Origin of the sequence: Nonomuraea sp. SYSU D8015 (assembly GCF_008065375.1) — a bacterium.
Classification (GTDB): Bacteria; Actinomycetota; Actinomycetes; order Streptosporangiales; family Streptosporangiaceae; genus Nonomuraea.
Window position 1 is genome coordinate 719,057 of sequence record NZ_VJYI01000001.1, and the last position, 19,662, is coordinate 738,718.

The following is a 19,662-nucleotide window of genomic DNA, read 5'->3' on the forward strand; positions in this document are numbered from 1 at the left end:
CCCGCTTTACAACTGGAAATCCGATTCGTACGTTTTCCAGTGTATTTGGGTGTTATCCGCCCTTTAGAATTTCGATTTCGGCCTGAAGTTCTTCGACCTTGCGCGAGAGCTGATCGACCGCCGCCCACAGCACGCCGATCATCGCTGTCGGGGACACGAACTTCCCGTCCTGGAGAACGAAGTCAGGAAGCGTCTCCGCCAGTGGGCCGACGCGCGTCTGTTGCTCCCGGTCGAACTCCTCCCGGTAGTTCCACATGCGCGACGGAGCATCTCGGACGATCTGCTCGGGGTCGAAATCCAGGGCTCGGATGTTCTCCTTGAAATCGGCGCTGGACATGTCCACATGAGTGGTCGCATATGAGTTGACGTAGCCGCTGGCGTCCTTGCCCCGATGGTGGACTCCACCGCCGGACAGATGGACCGATGAGCTGGAGCCGGAGAGATAAGCGGTGCCCTTCGGAGCGCGAATCCTGATCGGGTTCTCCGGATGCGTCAGCTCCAGCTCGGTCTCATCGTTGACCAGGTAAGCGAATTCCTTAATGTTGTGCGGGATGAAGTACTGCGGGTATCGCAGGTCCGAGTGCAGGAATCGGATCCAGACCTTCTCCCCGACTTTCAGCTTGGAGATCGTCATAGAGCCTGGCTCGGCCCACTCAGAGATGGTCTTACCGAGCACATCGGGTACGCGCACCTGAATGCGTCGCTTGTTCTTCGGGTCCTTCGTGGAGACCACGATTCCCCAGAAATAGCCCTCGTGGACCGGGCGCTTGTCCTCGCTCACAGGATCACCTCCTGCATCTGCGACGAACGCCATTTGCCGCCGCCCTCCGTGCACGCGTCGTTGAGCAGGGGAGCGGTCTGGTCTCGGTAGTTGTAGGTGTCCGGCGCATTCCTGGCCAGCTCTACATACGTCGTGAAGTCGATCTTCGCCATACCTGCCGACGGCGCGTTGATCGGAGCGCGCAGAGTGTGTGTCGTCGCCGTGATCACCCAGTCGCCTTTCAGCCGCTCGGCCATGGCGTCGCCCTTGAGCTTGATCGGCTGGCCGGGCTGAAGTCTCGTCGAACCCTTCAGCATCCCTTGAGCGGTCAAATAGTCCTGGGTGGTGACCTGTGCGCCGTCCAGCGTGAAGTCCAGCTCGCCCTGACTGTCGAGTCGCGTATCTGTGATGACCTCCTGCCGGGCCTTGCTGTCGCCTTGCGTGTTGAAGATCATGCGCTCGGATTTGAAGTCCACGCCGTAGGCCGCGTGCTCGATTTTCCGGCCGGTGGGATCGGGCATGTCGTCGCCGACGAACGCCCTGAACTGGTCGATGTGGTACCACTTGTTGCCGGACTTGTGGATCTCGAACTCCGGCGCGGTCGCTTTACGCGCGGCAGCCCAGGCGGCCGGATCCACGAAGTAGAGCACACCGTTATCGACCCAGCAGCGGCGGCCCGAGGCGGCGGCCCGCTCCTGGAGGAACGCGTAATCAGTCTTCCGGTCCTGGTAGACGTAGGTGTGCACGCGCTTGGTCCGGTGGGCGACGAAAGAGAGCCCGTGCTTGCGAGCTATCTCTTTGGCAATCGCGCTATCGGTCATGTTGCGCCAATCCTTCGTACGGGTGACCGAAAGCGCCTGCCCGTTGCCGACGAGCACATAATCCACCTGGACGTTCTGCTTCCGGATCGGCGATTCGGAGATGTAGTCGGCGTGGTGGATGTAGCCGTAGAAGGTGTGCAGATCGTCAGGCTCCCAGCCCCATTTCACCTCAACCAGGCTGTTCTCCTTATACACCTTGGGCTTGATGACGAACTGGCCATCCATCGGATAGTGGATGGATATATACATCAGCGTGTGCTCGGCGATCCGCTGCTCGATCCGAACTTCCAGCGCAGGTGGTGACACCTTCTGTCCACCGACCTTGAAATTAAGAAAGGGCTTACGCCAGTACATGCGGCAACCTCAGCATCATCCCAGGAGAGATCGACATCCAATCCAGAATCTCGGGGTTGGCGTCAGCGATCATGTACCACAAGCCCACATCCCCGTAATTCCGGTAGGCAATCAGATCGATCCGGTCACCTTCCTTCACGATGTACTGAGTGAAACGGAAAGCCCACGCCTTGTTTGGCCGAAGCTCCCGGCCGCGCACCAACTGCCCGCGTCTCTTGGTGTAGACGCTCCGCATGCCCTCGTATCTGCTGTCGGCCATCAGTTCGGCACCTCCCGAAGTCGTTCCAACGCTGAGTTGTTACCGAAGTCGTGCAGCGGATCCGGGTTGTAGCCGTTATCGCCACCCGCCGAACCCGAAAATTCGACCGTGTCCGGGATCAACGCCACCGTCATCTCGACCGCACACCGCGTCGGCACCATGAGGTGAGTCCAGTGCGTGTACTCCACCGAGAATTCCGTGATCGAGCCGAAATACCGCAGGGAGTTAGCCGACGTCCCGAAATAGAAACGCATCGGCACGAACACGGGCACGCCCGTTCCGGTCGTCTTCAGCGTTTCGGTGTTCCCGCCGTTATCCCGGTCCGTGGTGAAGTTCTGCGCCGTCTCCATGCCGGTCATAACCTTGAGCTGGTTGATGTCCACGTTGACACCATTGGCCCCCGCGCCACCGCCGACCGCTTCCGCCCACCTGTCGAAGAGCAAGCTGAAGGAGAGAATCTGGTTGGTGACGCCACGGAAAAGGCCGGGCGCGGTCGGATCCACACCCGACGACACCGCGATATTGCCCTCATAGCTCGGGTACGTCACGCGGACCGTGGAGGGGTTGAACAGGAACTTGAGGCCCTGTTTCCCCTGCCCCGGCATCGCCTTGTCCTGGACGATGTAGCCCCGGACCACGGTCTGCGTCTGCCCGTCCGGCCCGTAGGTCGCTTGGAGAGCAGCGTCAAAATCCGGATTGAACTGAACCACTTAACGCCCCTTCGATACACGCTTGGCCCGGTTGATGCGCTCCAGCTCCGCCGCGAATTCGGCAGCGGTCTGCCGTGCAGAGGCAGCGTTAGCGCCAGCCCCGACATGGAGCTGAATCGACCCAGGCCCGAAATTGAACGTCAACCCGCCGCCACCGCCGCCACCGGCCACGCGTTCGGCCAGTGCGTTCGGCGCGGTCGCTTCCTTCAACAGCGCGTCTCGGATCTTCTCGGCAGGGTTGCGCGGGATGACCATCTCGCCCTTGTGCAGCGTCGCCTGGTGCTCGTCCTCGGGAATCTCCCACGCGCCGTCGCGGTACCAGTGCCCGACATCCTTGCCGTTGATCTTCTTCTTGGAGTTCCAGAACGACCACGCCCCGAGCGGGGTCTTGTAACGCTGCTTGATGTAGCCCAGGCCCCACTCAATCTGGGTGGCCGGATTGGTGGCCCAGTCCTTGCCCGCGCTGGCCATCTTGCTGCCGGGGAGCGCCTGCGGAATGCCGTACGCGTCGCTAGTCGGGTTGTCCGCCTTGTGGTTCCAGCCGGACTCCCGCTGCCACAGAGCCTCCAGGGCCTTCCACTGCTTGCCCGTCCAGCCCATCTCGGCCGCCATCTGCTTGCCGATCTTCTTGTTGCTCTCGGCCGTGCCGGAGCCCTTGGGCACGGACGGGACTTTGACGTTGTTTCCCTGCTTGGTCTGCGGGTCCTTGGCCTCGGTAGCTGTGGCCGGATCCTCGCGTGCCTCCTTGATCGCCAGTTCGTTCTGCGCCTGCTCGATGTCGGAGGATCCCGTGGTGTTGGCGGCGAAGAACGCCTTGATCGCGTCTACTTCCTCCACCGACCCGAGCTGGTTGGCCACGGCCGTGCTGGGCGAGCCGGTACCGCCAACACTGGTTGAGCCGTCGCCGACGGGTTCCTTCTTGCCGCTGCTTGGCCCCGACCCTTCGACCTGACCAGGGCGTGGCCCTGGTTCTTCGCCCTGCGGTTGCCCTTCGCGGACGTCGCCCTTCTTCGGGATGTCACTCAGCGATACGCCGGAGCGCGGCCCCTTGAGCCACGACTTGATCATGACCGCGCCAGCGAAGGGGTTCGACCTGACGACCTGGATCTTCTTGCCCGTTCTGGGTGCGTGGACGAACGCGTTCCGGCTAATCATCATCCGCACGTGGCCGCCGCCGGAGGTGTAGATCAGGTCACCGGGACCGGCTTCCTTGGCAGAGACTCTGCGGCCCTTGGGGTCGTTCATCTGCGACCACGTGTCACGCGGGATCTTGATGCGCGCACCCTGCCAATAGGCGTACTGCACGAGGCTGGAGCAGTCGAAACCGACGGTGTTCCGGCCCTGCTGCGTGCCTCGGGTCGGACCCTTGATGTTGCCGCCGCCCCACGAGTATGGGAGGCCGACTTGGCTGAGCGCCGCTTGGATGACACCGGACGCGACGTTCGGCGAACTCTTCGACTCCTTCTTGGCCTCGGCCTTCGGCCCCTTGCCTGGAGTGGGATCCGGCGACGAAGACGAGCTTGCCTCTGTTGCCGGACCGGCCGGAGGGAGGATGGAGCCCAGCAGCGATTTGACATTGCTGCCGCCCGGCAGGCTGTCCAGGAGGCTGCCGCCGATGTTCAGGCCGGACTGGACAGTCGGGTTGACCGTGGAGACATACCCGGAAATGCGGACGAGCCACTGACCGAAGGCCGACTTGAAGAGGTTGTTGAACGCCTTGTTGAACAACGTCAGATGCTCGGTCGCGTCCTTCATGCCCTTCATGAAGGGTTCGTTCGTGTTCGCGTCCTTGGCGTTGGTGACGGCCTCGCGCCGCTTCAGGGTGTTGATCGTGTCGTCGGCGAGCCCGGCCTTCTTGAGCTTCTCCTGCGCCGCCGAGATCTTCTCGGAGTTGCCCGCAACTGCATCGTCGAGCGTCAGGTCAGCGAGCGCCTTCTTGTAATCCTCCTGGCCCATGCCGTGTTCGCTGACGGTGACGATGGCGTCGAGCTGGGCGCGGACGTTGGCCTTCATCTCCTCGTCCATGCCCTGCGTGTAATTGTCGAAGGACGCGGCGGCGAGCTGGCCAGGGCGCATGGACTTCATGAAGCCCTTCATGCCGACCTTCTCGCCGCCCCACGGTCCGTAGACGGCATCGAGGTAGCCGTAGAGGTTGTCGATGGTGCCGCCGTACTTGCCGCCGCCCTCGTAGGTGTCGCCGATACCCATCCGCAAGGACCTCATTTGGAACTGCGGGCTTCTCATGAAGGCTTCGAGGTTGGCCGTGCTCGTGGCCGACGCGTACGGGTTGGCCGCCGCCAGGGAGGTGAAGTCCTGCCACTCCTGCTTAGCGCTCGGGGAGCTGTTGAAATCGCGGGTTCCGACAAGGCTGCCCATCAGCCAGTTGGCGTTCTGGGCGTCCTGGTGGTTATAGGCCCAGAAGGAATAGGAGCTGGTCGCGTCCTGCCCGAAAATCTGCTGGCGGATGGCGTCGGCCTGGCTGACCGAATCACCGCCGTAGGACGTTGCAGGCATCTGCCGCGCCGCCCTGCGAGCGTAGGCGTGCATCTCCTGCATCTTGGTGGCCTTGGAGTCGCCGTAGGCGGCGGCGAAGTCCCATCCGAAGCTGAGCAGGCCGCTGAGCTTCGACGGGAGCTTGACTTCCTGCGCGGTAGGCCGCTGCGTCGGGGGGATGGAGGAGAACGGATTTCCGGGAACCATGCTTCCGGAGCCGCCCGGCGGGACGCCGCCGTTGTTGTACCCGCCTCCGCCGGTCGCGGCCAGCCCACCGCCACCACCAGAGCCGCCGCTGGAGTGACCGCCGTTGTTGTAGCCGCCGCTCGGCGGGGGAGTGCCACCACCGCCTCCGCCACCACCGCCGTTGCTCTGGCCAGAGCCTCCGCCGCCCCCTGCGGTCTGTGCGTTGCCATTGACGTAGCCGGTGCTGTAGGTCGGCGGCGTGAAGCCCTGCGGCATGACGTTGCCGAGAATGTAGCCGCCTGATGCCTGCTGCTGGCCAGGTGCCGCCTTGGCGGTGGGCAGATAGGAGCCTTGCCGGGAAGGCAGATACGACTGTTGGGCTAGGGGAACGGTGTTGTAGCTGCTCGTACCTGCGGAGAGACTGAAGCCGCTGCCGGTGCGCGACAACAGAGACAGGACCTTCTCAAAGGTCCGCTGGACCTCGATCAGGGTCTTGGTGTTGTCCCGCAGGTTCTTCGCGAGGTCGTTGCCCTCCAGCAGGTACGTCTCAGCCATTGGCGTTTCTCTGCCTCTCCAGACGCCACTTGGCGAGCGCCACGTAATACCGGCGCTCGCGCACGGTCAGAGCGCGTGCGTCACCGACACTCCACCCGTAGGTGAGGACAAGGTCAGAGTCGGTGTCCACCACGCGCTGCCAATCAATTCCAGCGAAACAGGGCAGCCAGGGTGACCTGCACCTTCTGCTCGTGGCCGCAGCCCGCGCAGGTGATGGGCACGCCCTCCTCGTCCGGGCCGACACGGCGGGTACGCAGCTCGTCCAGGATGGCGGCGCGGTCGGCCAGGCCCATCTCGCGCATGGCGGACTCGGCGGTTGGGTGACCAGCGACCGGGCGCACGTTACCCGTCGGGCCAGTCAGGGAGATGACCGTGCGCGCCAGGAGCAGCGTGTCGGCCTCGGCCACCGTCAGGTCCTTGTCACGGGTGGCCGCGACCACCTCGTTTTGGTCCTTGCCCCGGATCATGCGCACCTGCGCAGTGACGCCGCGCCTCAGGGACACCACGAACTCCGTGACTCCGGGCTCCGGGCTCTTAGTGATGGGGATCTCTTCCAGGCCCACGGTGACGCCGAGCTTCTGCTTGCAGCCCTGGCACGTCAGCTCATAGGTCAGCTTGTCGCCGTAGGTCGCCTTGCGGATCCCGAGCAGCAGTATGTCGCGATCACCCACGACGAGCTGGTTGAGGAGGTCCTGCGTCGCGGGCCGGTCGCCGATGAAGGCCGTGCCTCGCTCCAGCAAGGTACTGACGAACGCCTCCGGCGCGCTGGACAGGGCGGCTCGGGAGATGGCCTCCTCATCCGCGCCGGTCAGCTCCCGCACACGAGCGGTCCGAACTACTTGGCCGTCCAGGGTCAGGCCGCAGGCCAGCTCCACGACATCATCAGTGGGCGGCTCAGGCTGCGGCATGGGGTCTTCCAGCGCACGCCGTATCTCGGCTGCTGCCGTCGGATCTGTGACGGGATTGCGGTAGTGAATACCCGAGTTCTGGTCCAAGGCGGTAATTCTCCTTCGATATGCGACGGGTTCGTCTTACATAACGTTAGGAGAATTACCGCCTCAGATATTAACGTCAGCCCGAGCTTGAGAACTCGGCCGCGTTACCGGTCGGCGAGTTCGGGGCCAGACTGAACCCGAATCCCTCGTGGACCAGCGTCATCTGATTGACGATGATCTGATTGGAACCGGCATCCAGGTCCGAGAACGAAACGGTCGTCGGCCACGCGTTATAGAGCTTGAAACGCGCCCGGACATCGCCGTCGCCCTCCATGACCGGGTGAGACAGGACCATGATCTCCACGTCCACCCGGAAATCGTAGCCCTGCGTGGCCGGAGCCGATCCAAGACCCGAGTCGCCACCCGAGGAAACGGCCATGACGGTACGCATCCAGCGCATCATGAATCCGCCATCCTCGCCCACGACCAGGCCCTTGCTAAAGGTGACGGGCTGGAAATCCGTCTGGCCCGGAAGCTTGTGCGGACTGGTCGAATACCCGCCCTCACGGTAAGGGATGACATCGGTGTTGACGGAAAGTCCGGAGATGGACATGAATCCCGCGTTGACGGGCGTCTCCACACCGGAGGTGCCATTAGCGCCGCCCCGGCTGAATGCCACCTTGAACTTGAAGTTCCGCAGCGGGTCAGACGTCAGAAGGTGCCCAGTAGGCATTGCTCGCAGACCTCTCTCTTAGAAGTTTTCCTCGACGCTGGACTGTCCGTCCCACTGGCCGACCTTGATGACGATGAATTCGGCGGGATACCTGAGGGCCACCCGCACATCGACATTCACGCGACCCGCGTTGATGGTCTGCGGAGTGTTGTTCGCATCCGAACAGACGACGTTGAACGCTTCGCTTTCATTGCGTCCCGCAAGAACGCCCTGGCGGAGCAGATGCAGCAGATAGCGGTCGATCGTCATCTTGATGACCTGCCACAAGTCAGGTCCGTTCGGCTCGAACACGGCGAACTTCGAGATATCGACGAGCTGCTTCCGCAGCATGATGAGCGTGCGCCGGACAGGCACATACCGGTCGGGGAGTTCACGCTTCAACGTGCGCGAGCCCATGATGCAGATCCCGTTTCCGGGCACCAGTCGAATGACGTTGATGTGGTGATCCGCGAGGTCGTCCAGCTCGGCCGGAGTGAACTTGCACTCGGCGGCGAGAACGCCTTCCAGCTTGGTTTCCGTACCGGCCGGAGCCTTGGCCACATGCCGCACGCTGTCATTGCGCGCGAAACGCCCGAGAATAACGCCGCCCGGAGGCAGGAGCTTGACCGCGCCGTACATATTCGTCGCCGGGTCGCTGCACATCAGCCACGGCCCATAAACCGCCCCGTACGAGGTTGCGCGGTACGGGTCGGAACCCGTCACCAGGCCCGTGTAACCGGCGGCGATCTGAGAAGACGTCGCACCCTCGGCACCGCGCGGCCCGTCGATGACGACAAACACCTTGCCCGTGGACTCGGCCCATTCCAGAACCGGGTTGATGATGCTGTCGCTGATGACGCCCGGAATGTTGAGGTCGATGTTGTCGTCCAGGTCGCCCAGCGTCTTGGCCGCCGCAACCATGTCGTAGGGGGCAACACCGTCACTACCCGTGCCGAGAAACGCGTCCGTCGCCGGAATGACGTCATTGGTCGGGTGGTAGACGTACGTCTCGGAAACCTTCAGGTTCGCCAGCCGCACAACGAGCGAGCCCGCCCACGAGGAATTGACGATCGTGATGGCGTAGCGCGAGTCGTTGGGGTTGGACGACAGGTCCTCGAAACGCTCCACCTCGCGCCCGCTATTGCGGATGATCAGCGTGAAACGCCCAGCCGGAGCACCGGTCGGCACCACGTGAACCGACAGGGTGTTACCACCCACGCCAGGCGACATCGCGGTGACCTTGATGGCATCCTGGGGACCGCCAGAACCAGCCGGACGCGAGTCCTTGAGCGTCACCGTGGCGTACGTCGCGTCCGAGCGCGCCGACCTGACGATGTAGCACTGGCCGCCGCCATTCTTGTAGAACATGTAGACGGCGTAGGGAAGGTAACTGCCCTGCGCGGCGAAGCCACCGAAAAGAGTGACGAACTGCGCCCACGACTTGATCTTCGTCGGCAGCGCCGGACCCTTCTCGGTGATGCCGACAAATGCCGCGACGGCACGCGCATCACCGTAACCAGCAGCCCCGCGCGGCGACAGATCCTCTTCGATGTATACGCCTGGGGTTAGGTACTCGGCCACTGAACTCCTCTAATCCTCGTCGCCTTCGTAAAGAAAGTCGAAATGCTCTGTCTCTTTGTCGTCGCGCAGGGGCCGAAGTGTCCCGGCGACGTGATCGGGATAAGTGAGCCGTTCGATTTCCCAAGGCGTCATCTCAGAGAAGACGCGGACCAAGTAGTAAGTCTCGAATATCCGCTTGTTGTCGGAGTCCAGACGGGACGAGAACGTCGGCCCTGCCTGCACATCCATGGACACTTCCACCCCGATTTCCGGGATGAGCAGCGTGCCCGCCCGATGCGGGATCCTCGCCTCTTTGCCCAGCTCAACCGTCAGAAGCGTCTGATGCTCCTGCATCCTGGTGTAGACGCTGATCTGATAGTCGATGTCGAAAGGGATCGGAAACCCCGCGTAGTAACCCCAGCGCGCCCCAGCAGGAACCGGATCCTTTCCCTCGGGCGTGTACGGGATTCGCACACGGCCTCGGTGCTCGCGATCCGTTGCCTGATAGACACCTGTCCGAGTTAGTATCAGAATCGGGAAAGTCATATCAGCCGCTTCGGGCTCGGGCTGCGAAAACCGCACAGGAACAGGCTCTCCGAGACCAGGCAAACTGATCCCAGAGAGCCGCGCCTTTATCGCGCGATCCTCACGCAGAACCCACGGCATAGCTGGTTACGCGCCCCAGCCAATCGCGCCGAAAACAATCACAATGAACCGCCCTTACAAGAAACGACTACACAATTAGAGTAAGGGCGGAAGCGCAAACGTTTATAAAACGGGCTCCGTCACGGATTCTCCGGCAATTCCGGCTGAGCTTCCGTCGTGTACCACTTCGAGAACTGGGCATCGCCCCTCAAGTCCTCGGGCTTGAGCTGTATCGCGTCGATACCGGCGACGAGATCGTGCCTGCGTATCTGACCGAGCACGGAAATCCGGGTAACGCGGTAGACGCGGTCGTCGTACACCAACCTGTCCCTGACGTACTGACCGTGCTTGACGTCCATCGCCGCCAGCCCCGCCAGCTCCAGGCCAGCGACCGGCACCGTCACGTGCAAACTGTCCGTCCAGTAGAGACCTCCCTGCATCCTGTCCGGGTTGCCTTCCTCACGAATGAGGCGGATCACGGGAATCCGGATCGGGCCAGTGAAGACCCGACCGCCGGACGACGGCTCGTCATAGACGGGGTGGTAAGCCGACTCTGTGCGGCTGTAGCGGTAGTACTCCGCCCAGTCGCCCCACACGTCCTGGTGATCCACCATGGCGTCGTCGGCCAGGCCGCCTTCGTAGACGTGATCGAAGCGACCGCGCTTCCTGTCGAGACGGCTCATCAGTAGCCAAAGCCTCCCCAGACCGGGGACGGGATGCCGGACTCGTCCTCGTCAGGGATGTCACGGTCAGGGAGCTGGCGGATGGGCAGGCCGTGCTCGTCGTACTCTCTCGCGGCGAAGACGGGGACGTAGCGGCCGGTGAGGTAGGAGACACGGCGTAGCGTGCCCTGCTCGATCTTGTAGAGGCCGACGTTGAGCTGCTTGCACAACTGCTTGTAGCGGTCGGTCAGCACGTCGATCGTCCGCATGATCTGCGCCCAGCGCTGGCCGCGCGGCAGATGCGTGCCCTCGGCCGTGGAGATGTCCATGTCGGAGCTGGCGTCCGTGAGCATGGTCCACAACGCCTCGATCGTCGCCAGGATCGCAACGCAGTCGATCTCGATAGCAGGCAGGTTGGCCAGAGTCTTCTTCTCGCGCCGGATCTTGATGAAGCCTGTGCCCTCCTCGCGGAAGCGCGTCTGGAGGAACTGGCCGTGGCAGTGCTGCCGGGCTGCCGTGTCTACGAAGCGCGTGATCTCCGAATCGGCGAACATCGAGTACGCGGTACCGGACACTGCGAGGCGCGAGCCGACCGGCACCGGATCCACCAGCGTCAGCAGCCCCGTGCGCGTGTCCAGCAGGAAGAGCGCGGGATCGATCGGCGCTGGCACGCCATTGGTGACGATGCGAACCTGGACCGTCGCCGGGTCGATGTTGCGGACACCGACCTCATAGGAGTCATGGCCGCCGTCGAAAGACTTGAGGAAGCTTGCGCCCAGGTCGCCGATTTCAGTCCGTACCCGAGCGATGAAGTCAGCAGTAGTGGGCACGCTTCTATTCTCGGCTCTGCCCGATTTCTTTTGTTAATGACGAAGGCCCCCGAGAGATTCGGGGGCCTCGCCAACCATCCTCAGGGTAGCGATTCTGAGGAAGCCTAGGACTCGCTGATGGACAGCTTTGCGACGGCGATCTGAAGCGCCTGCCCATTGACGGGCTGCTGCGGGCTGTCCAACTGCCACTTGTAGAGCACCTTGCCGCTGGTGCCCACCGGAACCGTCACCAGCACCGCGTGGGTAATCGGCACCGTCACATCCTGGGTGACCGGGCCGAAGGTGATGATGCCGCTGTTGGAAATGACGCTCGGCCGGGCCAGCGTCGCATCCGTCCACGTGACAACCTGCCGCGAATAGCCCGGCGTGGTCAGCTCCGGGAGCGAGGTCATCTCGACGTTATCGGCCACATTGGCGGTCAGCAGCGCGAGATACGTGGAGAAGGTACCGGTGTACTCCAGGTTCTTCCCGACGTAGTAATTAAGCTTCGTCCGCGCCCCGTGCGCGGTGGGGTTACCTGGCATTGCTTACGACACCTTCTGGAACATGACGACGAACTCGGGAACAGGGAGGGCGAGGAAGCGAATGCACCCATCGATGCACGTGTACTGGAAGAGAACGGAGTCATATTCCGAGTAACCGATGCCGGGAGTACCGGACGGGTAGATGCCGAGGATCTCCACCTCAGTACCGGCAGGCAGCGCGCCGGGGCCAACGCCCCAGTCGTCAATGAGCCGCCAGGTCTCGCCTACCTCAGGAATGATCGTGGGGTCGCTCATTAATGCCAGACCAGGCCCTTCTGCTCCAGAATCAGAGCGACATGACTGGGGACGCGGTAGACGACACCGCGCTTGAAGTCATAGGACGTGCCCGGACCCACGGTCATCTGCTCGATATCGCTGTTCACCCGAATCTTGCGAGATGCCTCGCCGGTAGCGGAGCCGATCTGAATCTCGCCCGCGTCGGCCGCGACGGGCTCGGCAGGCTTGGTGTAATCGACCTCGGTCTCCTCATCCGCATTCAGCGGAACAGTGCCGGTGATGGTCGAGAGCTGACCGGCGCGAGCCGCCAGCTCCTCAGCGTGCTTCTCCGCCAGTTCTTCAGCGATACGCCCAGTGACGTCTTGCGGATTCTTGCGCGGACGTCCAGCCACAGTTTCTCCAAAACGTTGACGACGACTAGTCACATCAAGTTTGGAGAACGTCCCCGAAAAAGTGTTAATGTCCGATTCTCGAAGATAGCTGTTTTGCTTGGTATGCAATCTGATGAAGAGTTTGACGTCATAGCCCAGAAGCGTGTACCTTTGTCCGCATGAAGTTCCCGGACGGGAAAGAATGCCCGACCTGTCACGAAACCAAGACCGACTTCCGAGGCGACGACTGCCAAGCCTGTTACCGGCGAGCGAGGCGGCGGGAGGCGGGTCTGAAGCGAGACCCCGACAAGCCGCCAATGAGCGCGGAAGTCCTCACCGCCAACACGAAACGACTGAAGGCTCCTGCCGGTGCCTTCCTCCAGAAACCGTGTCTCGAATGGACCGGCCCGGTGGACAGCAAGGGCAATCCCCGCTACTGGGACTCCTCGCTGTACGTCGAAGGTGAGAAGAACAGCGGGCATGTGAACGTTCGCCGCTGGGTCGTCGCCCAGCGCGGCCCGCTCGCAGACGACGAACTCGTCAGGCTCATGTGCGGTAACCCCCTCTGTCTGGAGGAGAGCCACACAACGATCACCAACAAGTCGCAGGCTGCCAGGGACCGCAACACCAAGCGCGGCCAGAAGAATCGGGCCGAAGAGCTGGTTGAGCAGCTCCGCCTGATCATCCCCGAGAATCACGAGCTGGACGACGTGGGCACTGCCGACGCCTACAAGTTGACTCGTATCTATGAACTCCTGTGGGGCAAGCCCCACCCTCAAGCATCGGAGATCCAGTGAAGCTCTTCGTCAACAGCCACACGTTTCTGCCTGTCGAGTGGTCCAAGGCCGTAGGCCAGACGCATGTGCACAACAGCGCGCACCTGGTAGTCATCGCTGCGCGCAAGAGCGAAGGGCAGGCCATGCTTGTCGAGCGTGGACAGTCCGAAAGCCTGATGGACGCTACCAAGCTCGTCAGCCACAGCAGGCTCAGCACAGACCTGAAGCTTCTCACCGGGGCCGGAGTGATCGATCTGGAGACTCCCGCCGTCTACATCTTCAACCGTGGCGTGAAGAATGATCCGGTGTTCCGCGTCGAGCCCGACGGCACCCTCACCCCCGTGGCCTACTTCCGCTATGAGTCCAAGGTCGGCGGACGTGATCTGTTCATCGAGCCTGTTACGCCGCGCATGCTGGCGCGCGAGCGAGTGAAGGCGTTCCTGGAGGCTCGCGCCTTCGTCACCCAGGGGGGTCGGCACAGCACCATGGACAAGAATGTCGTCGCCGCCGCCGGTAACAAGGACGGCGAGGTGGTAGAGCTTCTGCGGGCCGATCTGGAGCTGCTGGTTTCGGAGGATCAGGCCGAGTGAAGCTGCGGTTCAGGTGTGAGATCCGGGTTGACCGCGACCGCTGGATGGACTGGCACGCCGACGGCAAGGAAGATCTGGATATCGCCATTGGCCACTACATCAGTGCCGGGATCGACTACCTCCCCGGATTCTGCGACACCGACGCCATCATCCGGCGCTGGGGCGGCTCCAAGCCGCAGACGTACGAGTGGACGCTGGAGGTCAGCGCAGCGAGCTGGGAGAGCTGGGCAGGAATCCGGCCCGGCCGGACGCGCCGAGACATCATCGACTACACGACGTACGCCATCCCCTGGATGTTCGCCGGGCTGGAGCAGACCAAGGCCGATGTCATCTGGCACGGCGTGACGCCCGTGGACTACTCCACGCCGGAGAAGCGGCACGAGCTGCTGTGGCGCTGGCCAACGTCGCGTTCGTGCGACTGCTGGGGCTCGTAGCAGAGGATGAGTGAGTGATGGACGAAGAGCAGTGGATTCTGGAGTACACCGACCACGGCGTCTTCTGGCGTGAAGATGCCGGAGAGTCTCGTAGACAAGCCCTCGCCTATGCCGACTTCCTCATGGTGGAGCGAGGCGCTTCCCTCGCCAGGCTGCTCCGGCCAGATGGCACAGTCGAGCTGGAGGACAAGGCGCTGGACGAGGCGGCTTTCAACTCAGGTGAGTAGCCGTCTCTCAAACAGGGGCAAGCCCCCAGCTCCCACGCGCGGAGTTGGGGGCTTCTTCATGCCCCAGTTAGACGTCCCAGAATCGCTCTGGTAGTCTCTGATACAGGGGTTGAACTGGAAGATCAGTTCGTCTCGATCAAGACCACGGACTGGTCCGTAATGAGACCCAGACCCCAGATAGCGTACCAGGCCAGGAGGTGCTCTCGGCCGAAGTCCTGGATGCCGCCGTCCCTCAGTTCGACCGGCAGCGAGATGGCGTGCCCGAAAGCGTTGTCACCCAGAACGACCGCCTGGTACACTGACTGGCCTGCGGGAACGTCGATCGCCTTGCCGAGAGAGACGTCCTCGTACTTGCCGCCGATCTCCGCCCGAGTGGCGGTCGTCAGCTTCGAGACCTGCGTGCTCTCGATGAACACGACGTCATCGATCCTGCCGATCTCGCCGATCTGGAAGTTCCCTGGGGACGCGTACTGGGTCATGTTGATCCAGTTCGGGTCGTCCCGGAGTCGGCGGGACTGGTGCGGATGTACGAAACACACGTACGAATCGCCCAACCTGGGTGTGTTTTTCGTACTCAGGGTCTCGACTGCGTCCTTGATCGCGGAGACGGTCAGGTGGTAGTTGCCGGTCAGGCCCATCCGCATGGAGAGCGTGCCCGCAGCCTCGCCCGGAACCTGGGTCGCGGTCGGCAGCGTGCCCAGATCGAACGGCGACATCCTCGTCTGCGGCGAGGTGGACATGATCTTGTCGTAGCCGTACAGGTGCGAGGTGGCCTGGAGGAGCGTGTTCCTCGCGCTCTCATCCAGGTAGGTCGCCATGTTGCGCCCGAGCAGGCGGCTGGCGGTGGCCATGACGTCGTCGAACGAGGCGTTCAGCAGAAGCTCGGTGACGCCGATCGCGTAGCCGTGCTCACTGACAGTAATCGAGAACTGGGTGGCGGTGAGCGCGGCGGTCTGCATCCGCACACCTTCAACGAGCTGGCTCGCCTTGCCCAGGTTGTTGTAGCGCGTAAAGTTGATCGAAAGTCCGGGCTGGACGCCAAGTTCAGTCTTCTTTACGGCAAATTGTTCGAATTTTAGCACCGGCATGGCCTGGAACAAGATCTCCTTGCTCCAGATGGTCTGGATGACCGGCGACAGCATAGAGTTAGCACCACCCGTGTACGCCGTCGGCGTGGCCGACAGGTTGGGGGTACCGGTGATTGCACTAGGCATGAAGAGACGTACTTCCTATCCGAAGATTCCACGGTTGGAAGCCGACGCTCCGATGACCTGGCCACGGATCTTGGCCCACTCGGAGATCGGCATGTCGTTTAGCTCGGCGTTGGAGTACGTCTTCGTGTTCAGAGAGTTGTCCATGGGGCCATCCATCGGGGTGTATCCGTAGGGAGACACGCCCTGCTGCTCGGCAGCCAGCGCAGTCTGCGCCGCTGCCAGCTCCGAAGTGATGGCGTCGGTCTTGGCGATCATCGTGGCGATGGACGCCTCGACCTCTTCGGGGCTGTTGCCGGTGATCAGGTCGAGGAGCTGGGGCGCGATGCGCTCCCTCTCCTCGTTCACTCGGGTCTGGATATAAGCCTGGAGCTGAGCCATCTCCTTCTCCTTCTGGAAAAGGACCCGCTCCCGCTCGCGCTCAGCCTCGATCGCGGCAAGCTTGGCCTCGAACTCGGCCTTCTGCTGAAGGACGAGATCCCGTACGGACATCTCCTCCTCAGCCTTCTGGCGCTCGGCCTCGGCACGCTGCCTCTCGGCTTCGGCCTTGGCGTCGTCCTCGGCCTTACGCGCGGCCAGCAGCTCCTCAAGCTGGGACTGCATCGTGCGCGTTCGCTCCTCGGCCTCCGTCAGGCGACCGTAGAGCTTGTCCTTCTCCTGCTGCCTCGCCCGCTGAATGTCCTCGGCGGTGTAGCGGCTATCAGAAGTCGGGGCCGGGGAAACCGGAGCGTCCACGACGTCTCCGGGCTGCTCACTGAAAATCTGGTCGGGCACTTAGCTCGAATCCTTAGAATTTGTTTTCCGGATTCTGGCGTTCAGGCGTCTTAGCGCCGTATGCCTGTGTCACGAGTTCGGTCATCAATGCTTCTTCGGCACCTGCCATGACTGCCGGTTGCCCGATAGCCGTGGGAGGCGTGTTGCCCGCAGTATCCGAATTCGTGGTCCCAGTGAGCGGGGCCGGGGCACCGTCACCCGTAGGTGACATCCCCGTCATTTGGAGAATAGCAGAAGCGATTTGCGCAGTAATAAGGTCCAGGGCTCCCTGTTCCTTAGCGTCGCGCACCTGCTCTTCAAACAGCTCTTGCAACTTCTCGTCGGCGAATTCCTCGCCCATATCCTTGAGAGCGCCGCGCTTGGACTCCAAGCCAAGGCCCATACGGAGCTGGATTTCGTTGAGCTTGATGAGGTTGTCCACCGGCAGCGGCGGAGGCCACTCACAAGCCGTCTGGTAAACGAGCGGGTCGCGAGGGTCAATGACCAACGGCTGACCGTCCTGGATGATGCCGTCGGTGTCCGGGTCGTACTTCAGAGTTTCAGGCTCGAAGAGAAACAATGTCCTCAAGATCAGCTCGTTGATACGCCGAAGACCCTGCGTGTACTGCCGCTTTTTTGCGTTGTATCTCTGCATCATCGGGAACATTTGCAGAGCGAGGGCAACGCCGGAGGTATTGGAGATCGGCTGGGCCTGACCCAAGGAACTCTCTGGGACGCCCATCATCTCATGCATGGCGCGCTTTAGCGTCTCCATCCATTGGAGAGGCCATTGCAGATCTACGCCGTTTTCGAGGTTGAAGACCTTGGCGTCCGGCGGCAAGCCACCCCAGATCTTCCGCGCGCCCTTCTCCAGGTTGTTCACGCGAGCGCCAGTGATCACCGTGACAGGTGCCGAGTGGTAATTGATGATGTCACAGATGGCTACGGCAAGCTCGTTGTACTGCTGGTTCAGGGGGATGATGTCCTCGATGTCCGACAGCCCCCACGGCGATCCCGAGACGGAAACATTGGGGATGTGGACGATCGGGATGACACCCAGAGGGTTCTTCCGCCGGTTGATGAGCTGGTCATCCACCCACTCTTCTATAAGGTCCTCGGTGATGATCTCCTGGTAGGTGAAGACCTTCCTGGTCCCATCATTCGTGGTGGCCCAGAATTTGTAGCGAAGGCGGAAGCGCACGAGCCTCTCGCGGTCGTGCGGATGCCATTCTGGGAAGCAATGCGCCGCGTTGAGCGGAAGCACACGCACACGACCCGCGTGCCAATTCCGGGCACGATCGACGTACGGCTTCTCGTACGCGATCTTCACGAAGCAGTCACCGCTTACCGAGCCGTTCTCGCCCATCTCGGCCAGCACGGTCGGCTTGTCGTTGTCCACCTCCCACACGCGGTTCAAAAGCGCGGGAATGATGTGTTCGTACTGCTTGGCAGACGTGAAGTGGACGCCACGGGAGAACGTGAAGTCGTTTACGAATCGGGTAAGCGCCCGAACGTAATTGAAGGTAAGCTGCGGCTCACCATATTCTCGACGGCTAGCCCAATGCCAGCCGAGATAGAAGGCCCAGTTCCGCGCATAAGTAGCGGTTGAGACGCGGACCGCTCACCTCCCATTCCTGGTCCGACAGTTCGACAAGACCAAGCGGGGAGATTGACACGGTCAGCCCGCTAGCCTGCTGGCTCGGACTGTAAAAATTGAAGCCGCTCAACCTGGCATCACCTCCTCACGCAAATAGCCCGAATTGCTCACACAATTCAGGCTATTTGAGTTGATGTGAAGAGTTGTAATGCCTAACCGAGCGCGACCAGCGGAACGCGATGGTCGAGCTTCATTCCCGCGAAATCGAGGTAGGGCGGAAGCGCCACCTTAGTGCCAAGGACGGACGAATACACATCGCCCGACCCGTACCGTTCGTCCCAGACGTAAGGCTGTACGGCAGGGATCTGCACTGCCATGGGGTCCGTGAACTCCACCATCAGCCAGGCCGTCCACTCACTGGAGCGTGCGGGGAGAGTACGGGGGAAGTCCATGTAGGTCCAGCCAGCTCCCTCCGTGTTGAGCGTGACCCCGTAGGAGACCCCGAGTGGAAGGAGCTGTGCATCCCCCGCCTCATTCTCCGGCGTGCCGTAGACGGCAGCTCGAACGCGGCCCTTGACATTGGTCTTGCGTACCAAGGCGATTGCCGCCCCACGAACGTCCTGACCAGCGGGCACCTGCATGCGAATGGCCCAGGTGCTAAGGAACTCGGGGTCCATGACGGCGGCGTTGGTGGCCCAGGACGGCGCGCTCTGCACCGGATACCTGTAGCCGACTCCGACTGGAGTATCAGGCAAAGGGACCTCTCTTCTTGAGTAGGGGGTGATCAGGCGGAGCGGGCGATGGCCGCGTTGCCCCACATCATCGTCTCTTCGAGATGAGTGATCGCCAGAGCCTTCTCCCGGCTTTCCGGGAGAAGCTCGTTCAGCGACCCGGCCAGATTCCGGCAGAGGCGGCGGATGGTCTCGTGGGCCACCACCGCCTTCTCATCCGGCTTGTGGTAGTTGAAGCGGTTGTCGAGATCGCCGGGCGTCATGATCAGTCGTTGACCTGAGCCGGGTTGGTCCGCATGTAGTGGCCACCCGAGCGAGTGACCTGCTCGAACTCGCGCTCGCCGTGGTTGCCCAGGCCGCCATGCGCGAACTCGCCCAGGTAGGTCGGAGCCTCCACCCACGCGGCGCTGCCGACGTGCGCCCGCTGCTGGAGCGTCTTCTCCGGCGGCTGGACCCAGGTCGGGGTGACACGGTTCGGGCGGCCGGGAGCCGTCACGTACCCGTTGTTGACGCCGAGCTGGAAATCCGACGGGACATCGGTGTCGCTGGCGATCCCCTCCTCGAAACGAAGAGGACCACGCCGCGCCTGGTTGGCGGCCATCTTGCGCTCATAAACCGGCGTGATCCGCTCGGGGATGTGCGGGGCCGGAGAGAGCGGCGAAACGTTCTCTGCCATTGATGAAACTCCTTGAAAGCCGTAGCGCTACATTTCCAGGCTAGGATCAGAGA

Annotated in this window: 23 protein-coding genes and 1 pseudogene; 4 read left to right on the forward strand and 20 right to left on the reverse strand. The window is 62.3% G+C overall.

What is annotated here, in order from left to right; genetic code table 11:
* Positions 1 to 52: 52 nt before the first annotated feature.
* From ID574_RS05415 to ID574_RS05480, 14 genes are all read right to left on the reverse strand, one after another.
* On the reverse strand, positions 53 to 781 hold the full coding sequence (locus tag ID574_RS05415; RefSeq protein WP_188187612.1) for a phage baseplate assembly protein V: 729 nt from the start codon (positions 779 to 781) through the stop codon (positions 53 to 55).
* Positions 778 to 1,935 (reverse strand): phage late control D family protein, encoded by a 1,158-nt coding sequence (locus tag ID574_RS05420; protein WP_188187613.1) that lies wholly within the window; start codon positions 1,933 to 1,935, stop codon positions 778 to 780. The genes ID574_RS05415 and ID574_RS05420 overlap by 4 nt, the downstream gene beginning before the upstream one ends.
* On the reverse strand, positions 1,922 to 2,194 hold the full coding sequence (locus ID574_RS05425) for a LysM peptidoglycan-binding domain-containing protein (RefSeq protein ID WP_188187614.1): 273 nt from the start codon (positions 2,192 to 2,194) through the stop codon (positions 1,922 to 1,924). The genes ID574_RS05420 and ID574_RS05425 overlap by 14 nt, the downstream gene beginning before the upstream one ends.
* Entirely contained in the window at positions 2,194 to 2,904 is a 711-nt protein-coding gene (locus ID574_RS05430) for a hypothetical protein (protein ID WP_188187615.1), read from the reverse strand. Before ID574_RS05430 ends, ID574_RS05425 begins: the two co-directional genes overlap by 1 nt.
* Positions 2,905 to 6,138 carry an aggregation-promoting factor C-terminal-like domain-containing protein gene (locus ID574_RS62345; RefSeq protein WP_442939220.1) on the reverse strand — a complete coding sequence of 1,078 codons (3,234 nt, stop codon included), beginning with the start codon at positions 6,136 to 6,138 and terminating at the stop codon, positions 2,905 to 2,907.
* 143 nt (positions 6,139 to 6,281) lie between these two features.
* The gene (locus ID574_RS05440) at positions 6,282 to 7,046 is read right to left on the reverse strand and encodes a T4 family baseplate hub assembly chaperone (protein ID WP_188187616.1); all 765 of its coding nucleotides are present in this window, start codon (positions 7,044 to 7,046) and stop codon (positions 6,282 to 6,284) included.
* 163 nt (positions 7,047 to 7,209) lie between these two features.
* Complete coding sequence (locus ID574_RS05445) at positions 7,210 to 7,806, reverse strand: phage tail protein (RefSeq protein ID WP_188187617.1); 597 nt, start codon at positions 7,804 to 7,806, stop codon at positions 7,210 to 7,212.
* Positions 7,807 to 7,824: 18 nt separating this feature from the next.
* Positions 7,825 to 9,366, reverse strand: a complete 1,542-nt coding sequence (locus tag ID574_RS05450) for a phage tail sheath subtilisin-like domain-containing protein (RefSeq protein ID WP_188187618.1) — start codon at positions 9,364 to 9,366, stop codon at positions 7,825 to 7,827.
* Between the two features lie 9 nt (positions 9,367 to 9,375).
* On the reverse strand, positions 9,376 to 9,819 hold the full coding sequence (locus ID574_RS05455; protein WP_188187619.1) for a hypothetical protein: 444 nt from the start codon (positions 9,817 to 9,819) through the stop codon (positions 9,376 to 9,378).
* A gap of 311 nt (positions 9,820 to 10,130) precedes the next feature.
* Positions 10,131 to 10,673, reverse strand: coding sequence for a hypothetical protein (locus ID574_RS05460; RefSeq protein ID WP_188187620.1), 543 nt, complete (start codon positions 10,671 to 10,673; stop codon positions 10,131 to 10,133).
* Positions 10,673 to 11,482 (reverse strand): hypothetical protein, encoded by an 810-nt coding sequence (locus ID574_RS05465; protein ID WP_188187621.1) that lies wholly within the window; start codon positions 11,480 to 11,482, stop codon positions 10,673 to 10,675. The genes ID574_RS05460 and ID574_RS05465 overlap by 1 nt, the downstream gene beginning before the upstream one ends.
* Positions 11,483 to 11,586: 104 nt before the next feature.
* Complete coding sequence (locus ID574_RS05470; RefSeq protein WP_188187622.1) at positions 11,587 to 12,006, reverse strand: phage tail fiber protein; 420 nt, start codon at positions 12,004 to 12,006, stop codon at positions 11,587 to 11,589.
* Between the two features lie 3 nt (positions 12,007 to 12,009).
* On the reverse strand, positions 12,010 to 12,261 hold the full coding sequence (locus tag ID574_RS05475) for a hypothetical protein (RefSeq protein WP_188187623.1): 252 nt from the start codon (positions 12,259 to 12,261) through the stop codon (positions 12,010 to 12,012).
* Complete coding sequence (locus ID574_RS05480; protein ID WP_188187624.1) at positions 12,261 to 12,743, reverse strand: hypothetical protein; 483 nt, start codon at positions 12,741 to 12,743, stop codon at positions 12,261 to 12,263. Before ID574_RS05480 ends, ID574_RS05475 begins: the two co-directional genes overlap by 1 nt.
* 50 nt (positions 12,744 to 12,793) lie before the next feature.
* Here ID574_RS05480 and ID574_RS05485 point away from each other — a divergent pair, with 50 nt between their 5' ends.
* Genes ID574_RS05485 through ID574_RS05500 form a run of 4 tightly spaced genes read left to right on the forward strand, consistent with a single transcriptional unit; the run spans position 12,794 to position 14,641 of the window.
* Positions 12,794 to 13,411, forward strand: a complete 618-nt coding sequence (locus tag ID574_RS05485) for a hypothetical protein (protein WP_188187625.1) — start codon at positions 12,794 to 12,796, stop codon at positions 13,409 to 13,411.
* Positions 13,408 to 13,980 carry a hypothetical protein gene (locus tag ID574_RS05490; RefSeq protein WP_188187626.1) on the forward strand — a complete coding sequence of 191 codons (573 nt, stop codon included), beginning with the start codon at positions 13,408 to 13,410 and terminating at the stop codon, positions 13,978 to 13,980. The genes ID574_RS05485 and ID574_RS05490 overlap by 4 nt, the downstream gene beginning before the upstream one ends.
* Positions 13,977 to 14,414, forward strand: a complete 438-nt coding sequence (locus ID574_RS05495) for a hypothetical protein (protein WP_188187627.1) — start codon at positions 13,977 to 13,979, stop codon at positions 14,412 to 14,414. Before ID574_RS05490 ends, ID574_RS05495 begins: the two co-directional genes overlap by 4 nt.
* 17 nt (positions 14,415 to 14,431) lie before the next feature.
* Positions 14,432 to 14,641 carry a hypothetical protein gene (locus ID574_RS05500; RefSeq protein ID WP_188187628.1) on the forward strand — a complete coding sequence of 70 codons (210 nt, stop codon included), beginning with the start codon at positions 14,432 to 14,434 and terminating at the stop codon, positions 14,639 to 14,641.
* A gap of 122 nt (positions 14,642 to 14,763) precedes the next feature.
* On the opposite strand, the gene ID574_RS05505 is transcribed toward ID574_RS05500, so the two are convergent.
* The 6 genes and pseudogenes from ID574_RS05505 to ID574_RS05530 form a co-directional block, all read right to left on the reverse strand.
* The gene (locus ID574_RS05505) at positions 14,764 to 15,783 is read right to left on the reverse strand and encodes a N4-gp56 family major capsid protein (RefSeq protein ID WP_223166379.1); all 1,020 of its coding nucleotides are present in this window, start codon (positions 15,781 to 15,783) and stop codon (positions 14,764 to 14,766) included.
* Between the two features lie 87 nt (positions 15,784 to 15,870).
* Positions 15,871 to 16,626, reverse strand: coding sequence for a hypothetical protein (locus ID574_RS05510; RefSeq protein WP_188187630.1), 756 nt, complete (start codon positions 16,624 to 16,626; stop codon positions 15,871 to 15,873).
* Positions 16,627 to 16,639: 13 nt separating this feature from the next.
* Positions 16,640 to 18,124: pseudogene (locus ID574_RS05515) on the reverse strand (phage portal protein); the annotation flags it as partial.
* 290 nt (positions 18,125 to 18,414) lie between these two features.
* Positions 18,415 to 18,879, reverse strand: a complete 465-nt coding sequence (locus ID574_RS05520; RefSeq protein ID WP_188187631.1) for a hypothetical protein — start codon at positions 18,877 to 18,879, stop codon at positions 18,415 to 18,417.
* Positions 18,880 to 18,986: 107 nt separating this feature from the next.
* Positions 18,987 to 19,196, reverse strand: coding sequence for an Acb2/Tad1 domain-containing protein (locus ID574_RS05525; RefSeq protein WP_188187632.1), 210 nt, complete (start codon positions 19,194 to 19,196; stop codon positions 18,987 to 18,989).
* Positions 19,197 to 19,198: 2 nt separating this feature from the next.
* Entirely contained in the window at positions 19,199 to 19,609 is a 411-nt protein-coding gene (locus ID574_RS05530; RefSeq protein ID WP_188187633.1) for a hypothetical protein, read from the reverse strand.
* Positions 19,610 to 19,662: the final 53 nt, after the last annotated feature.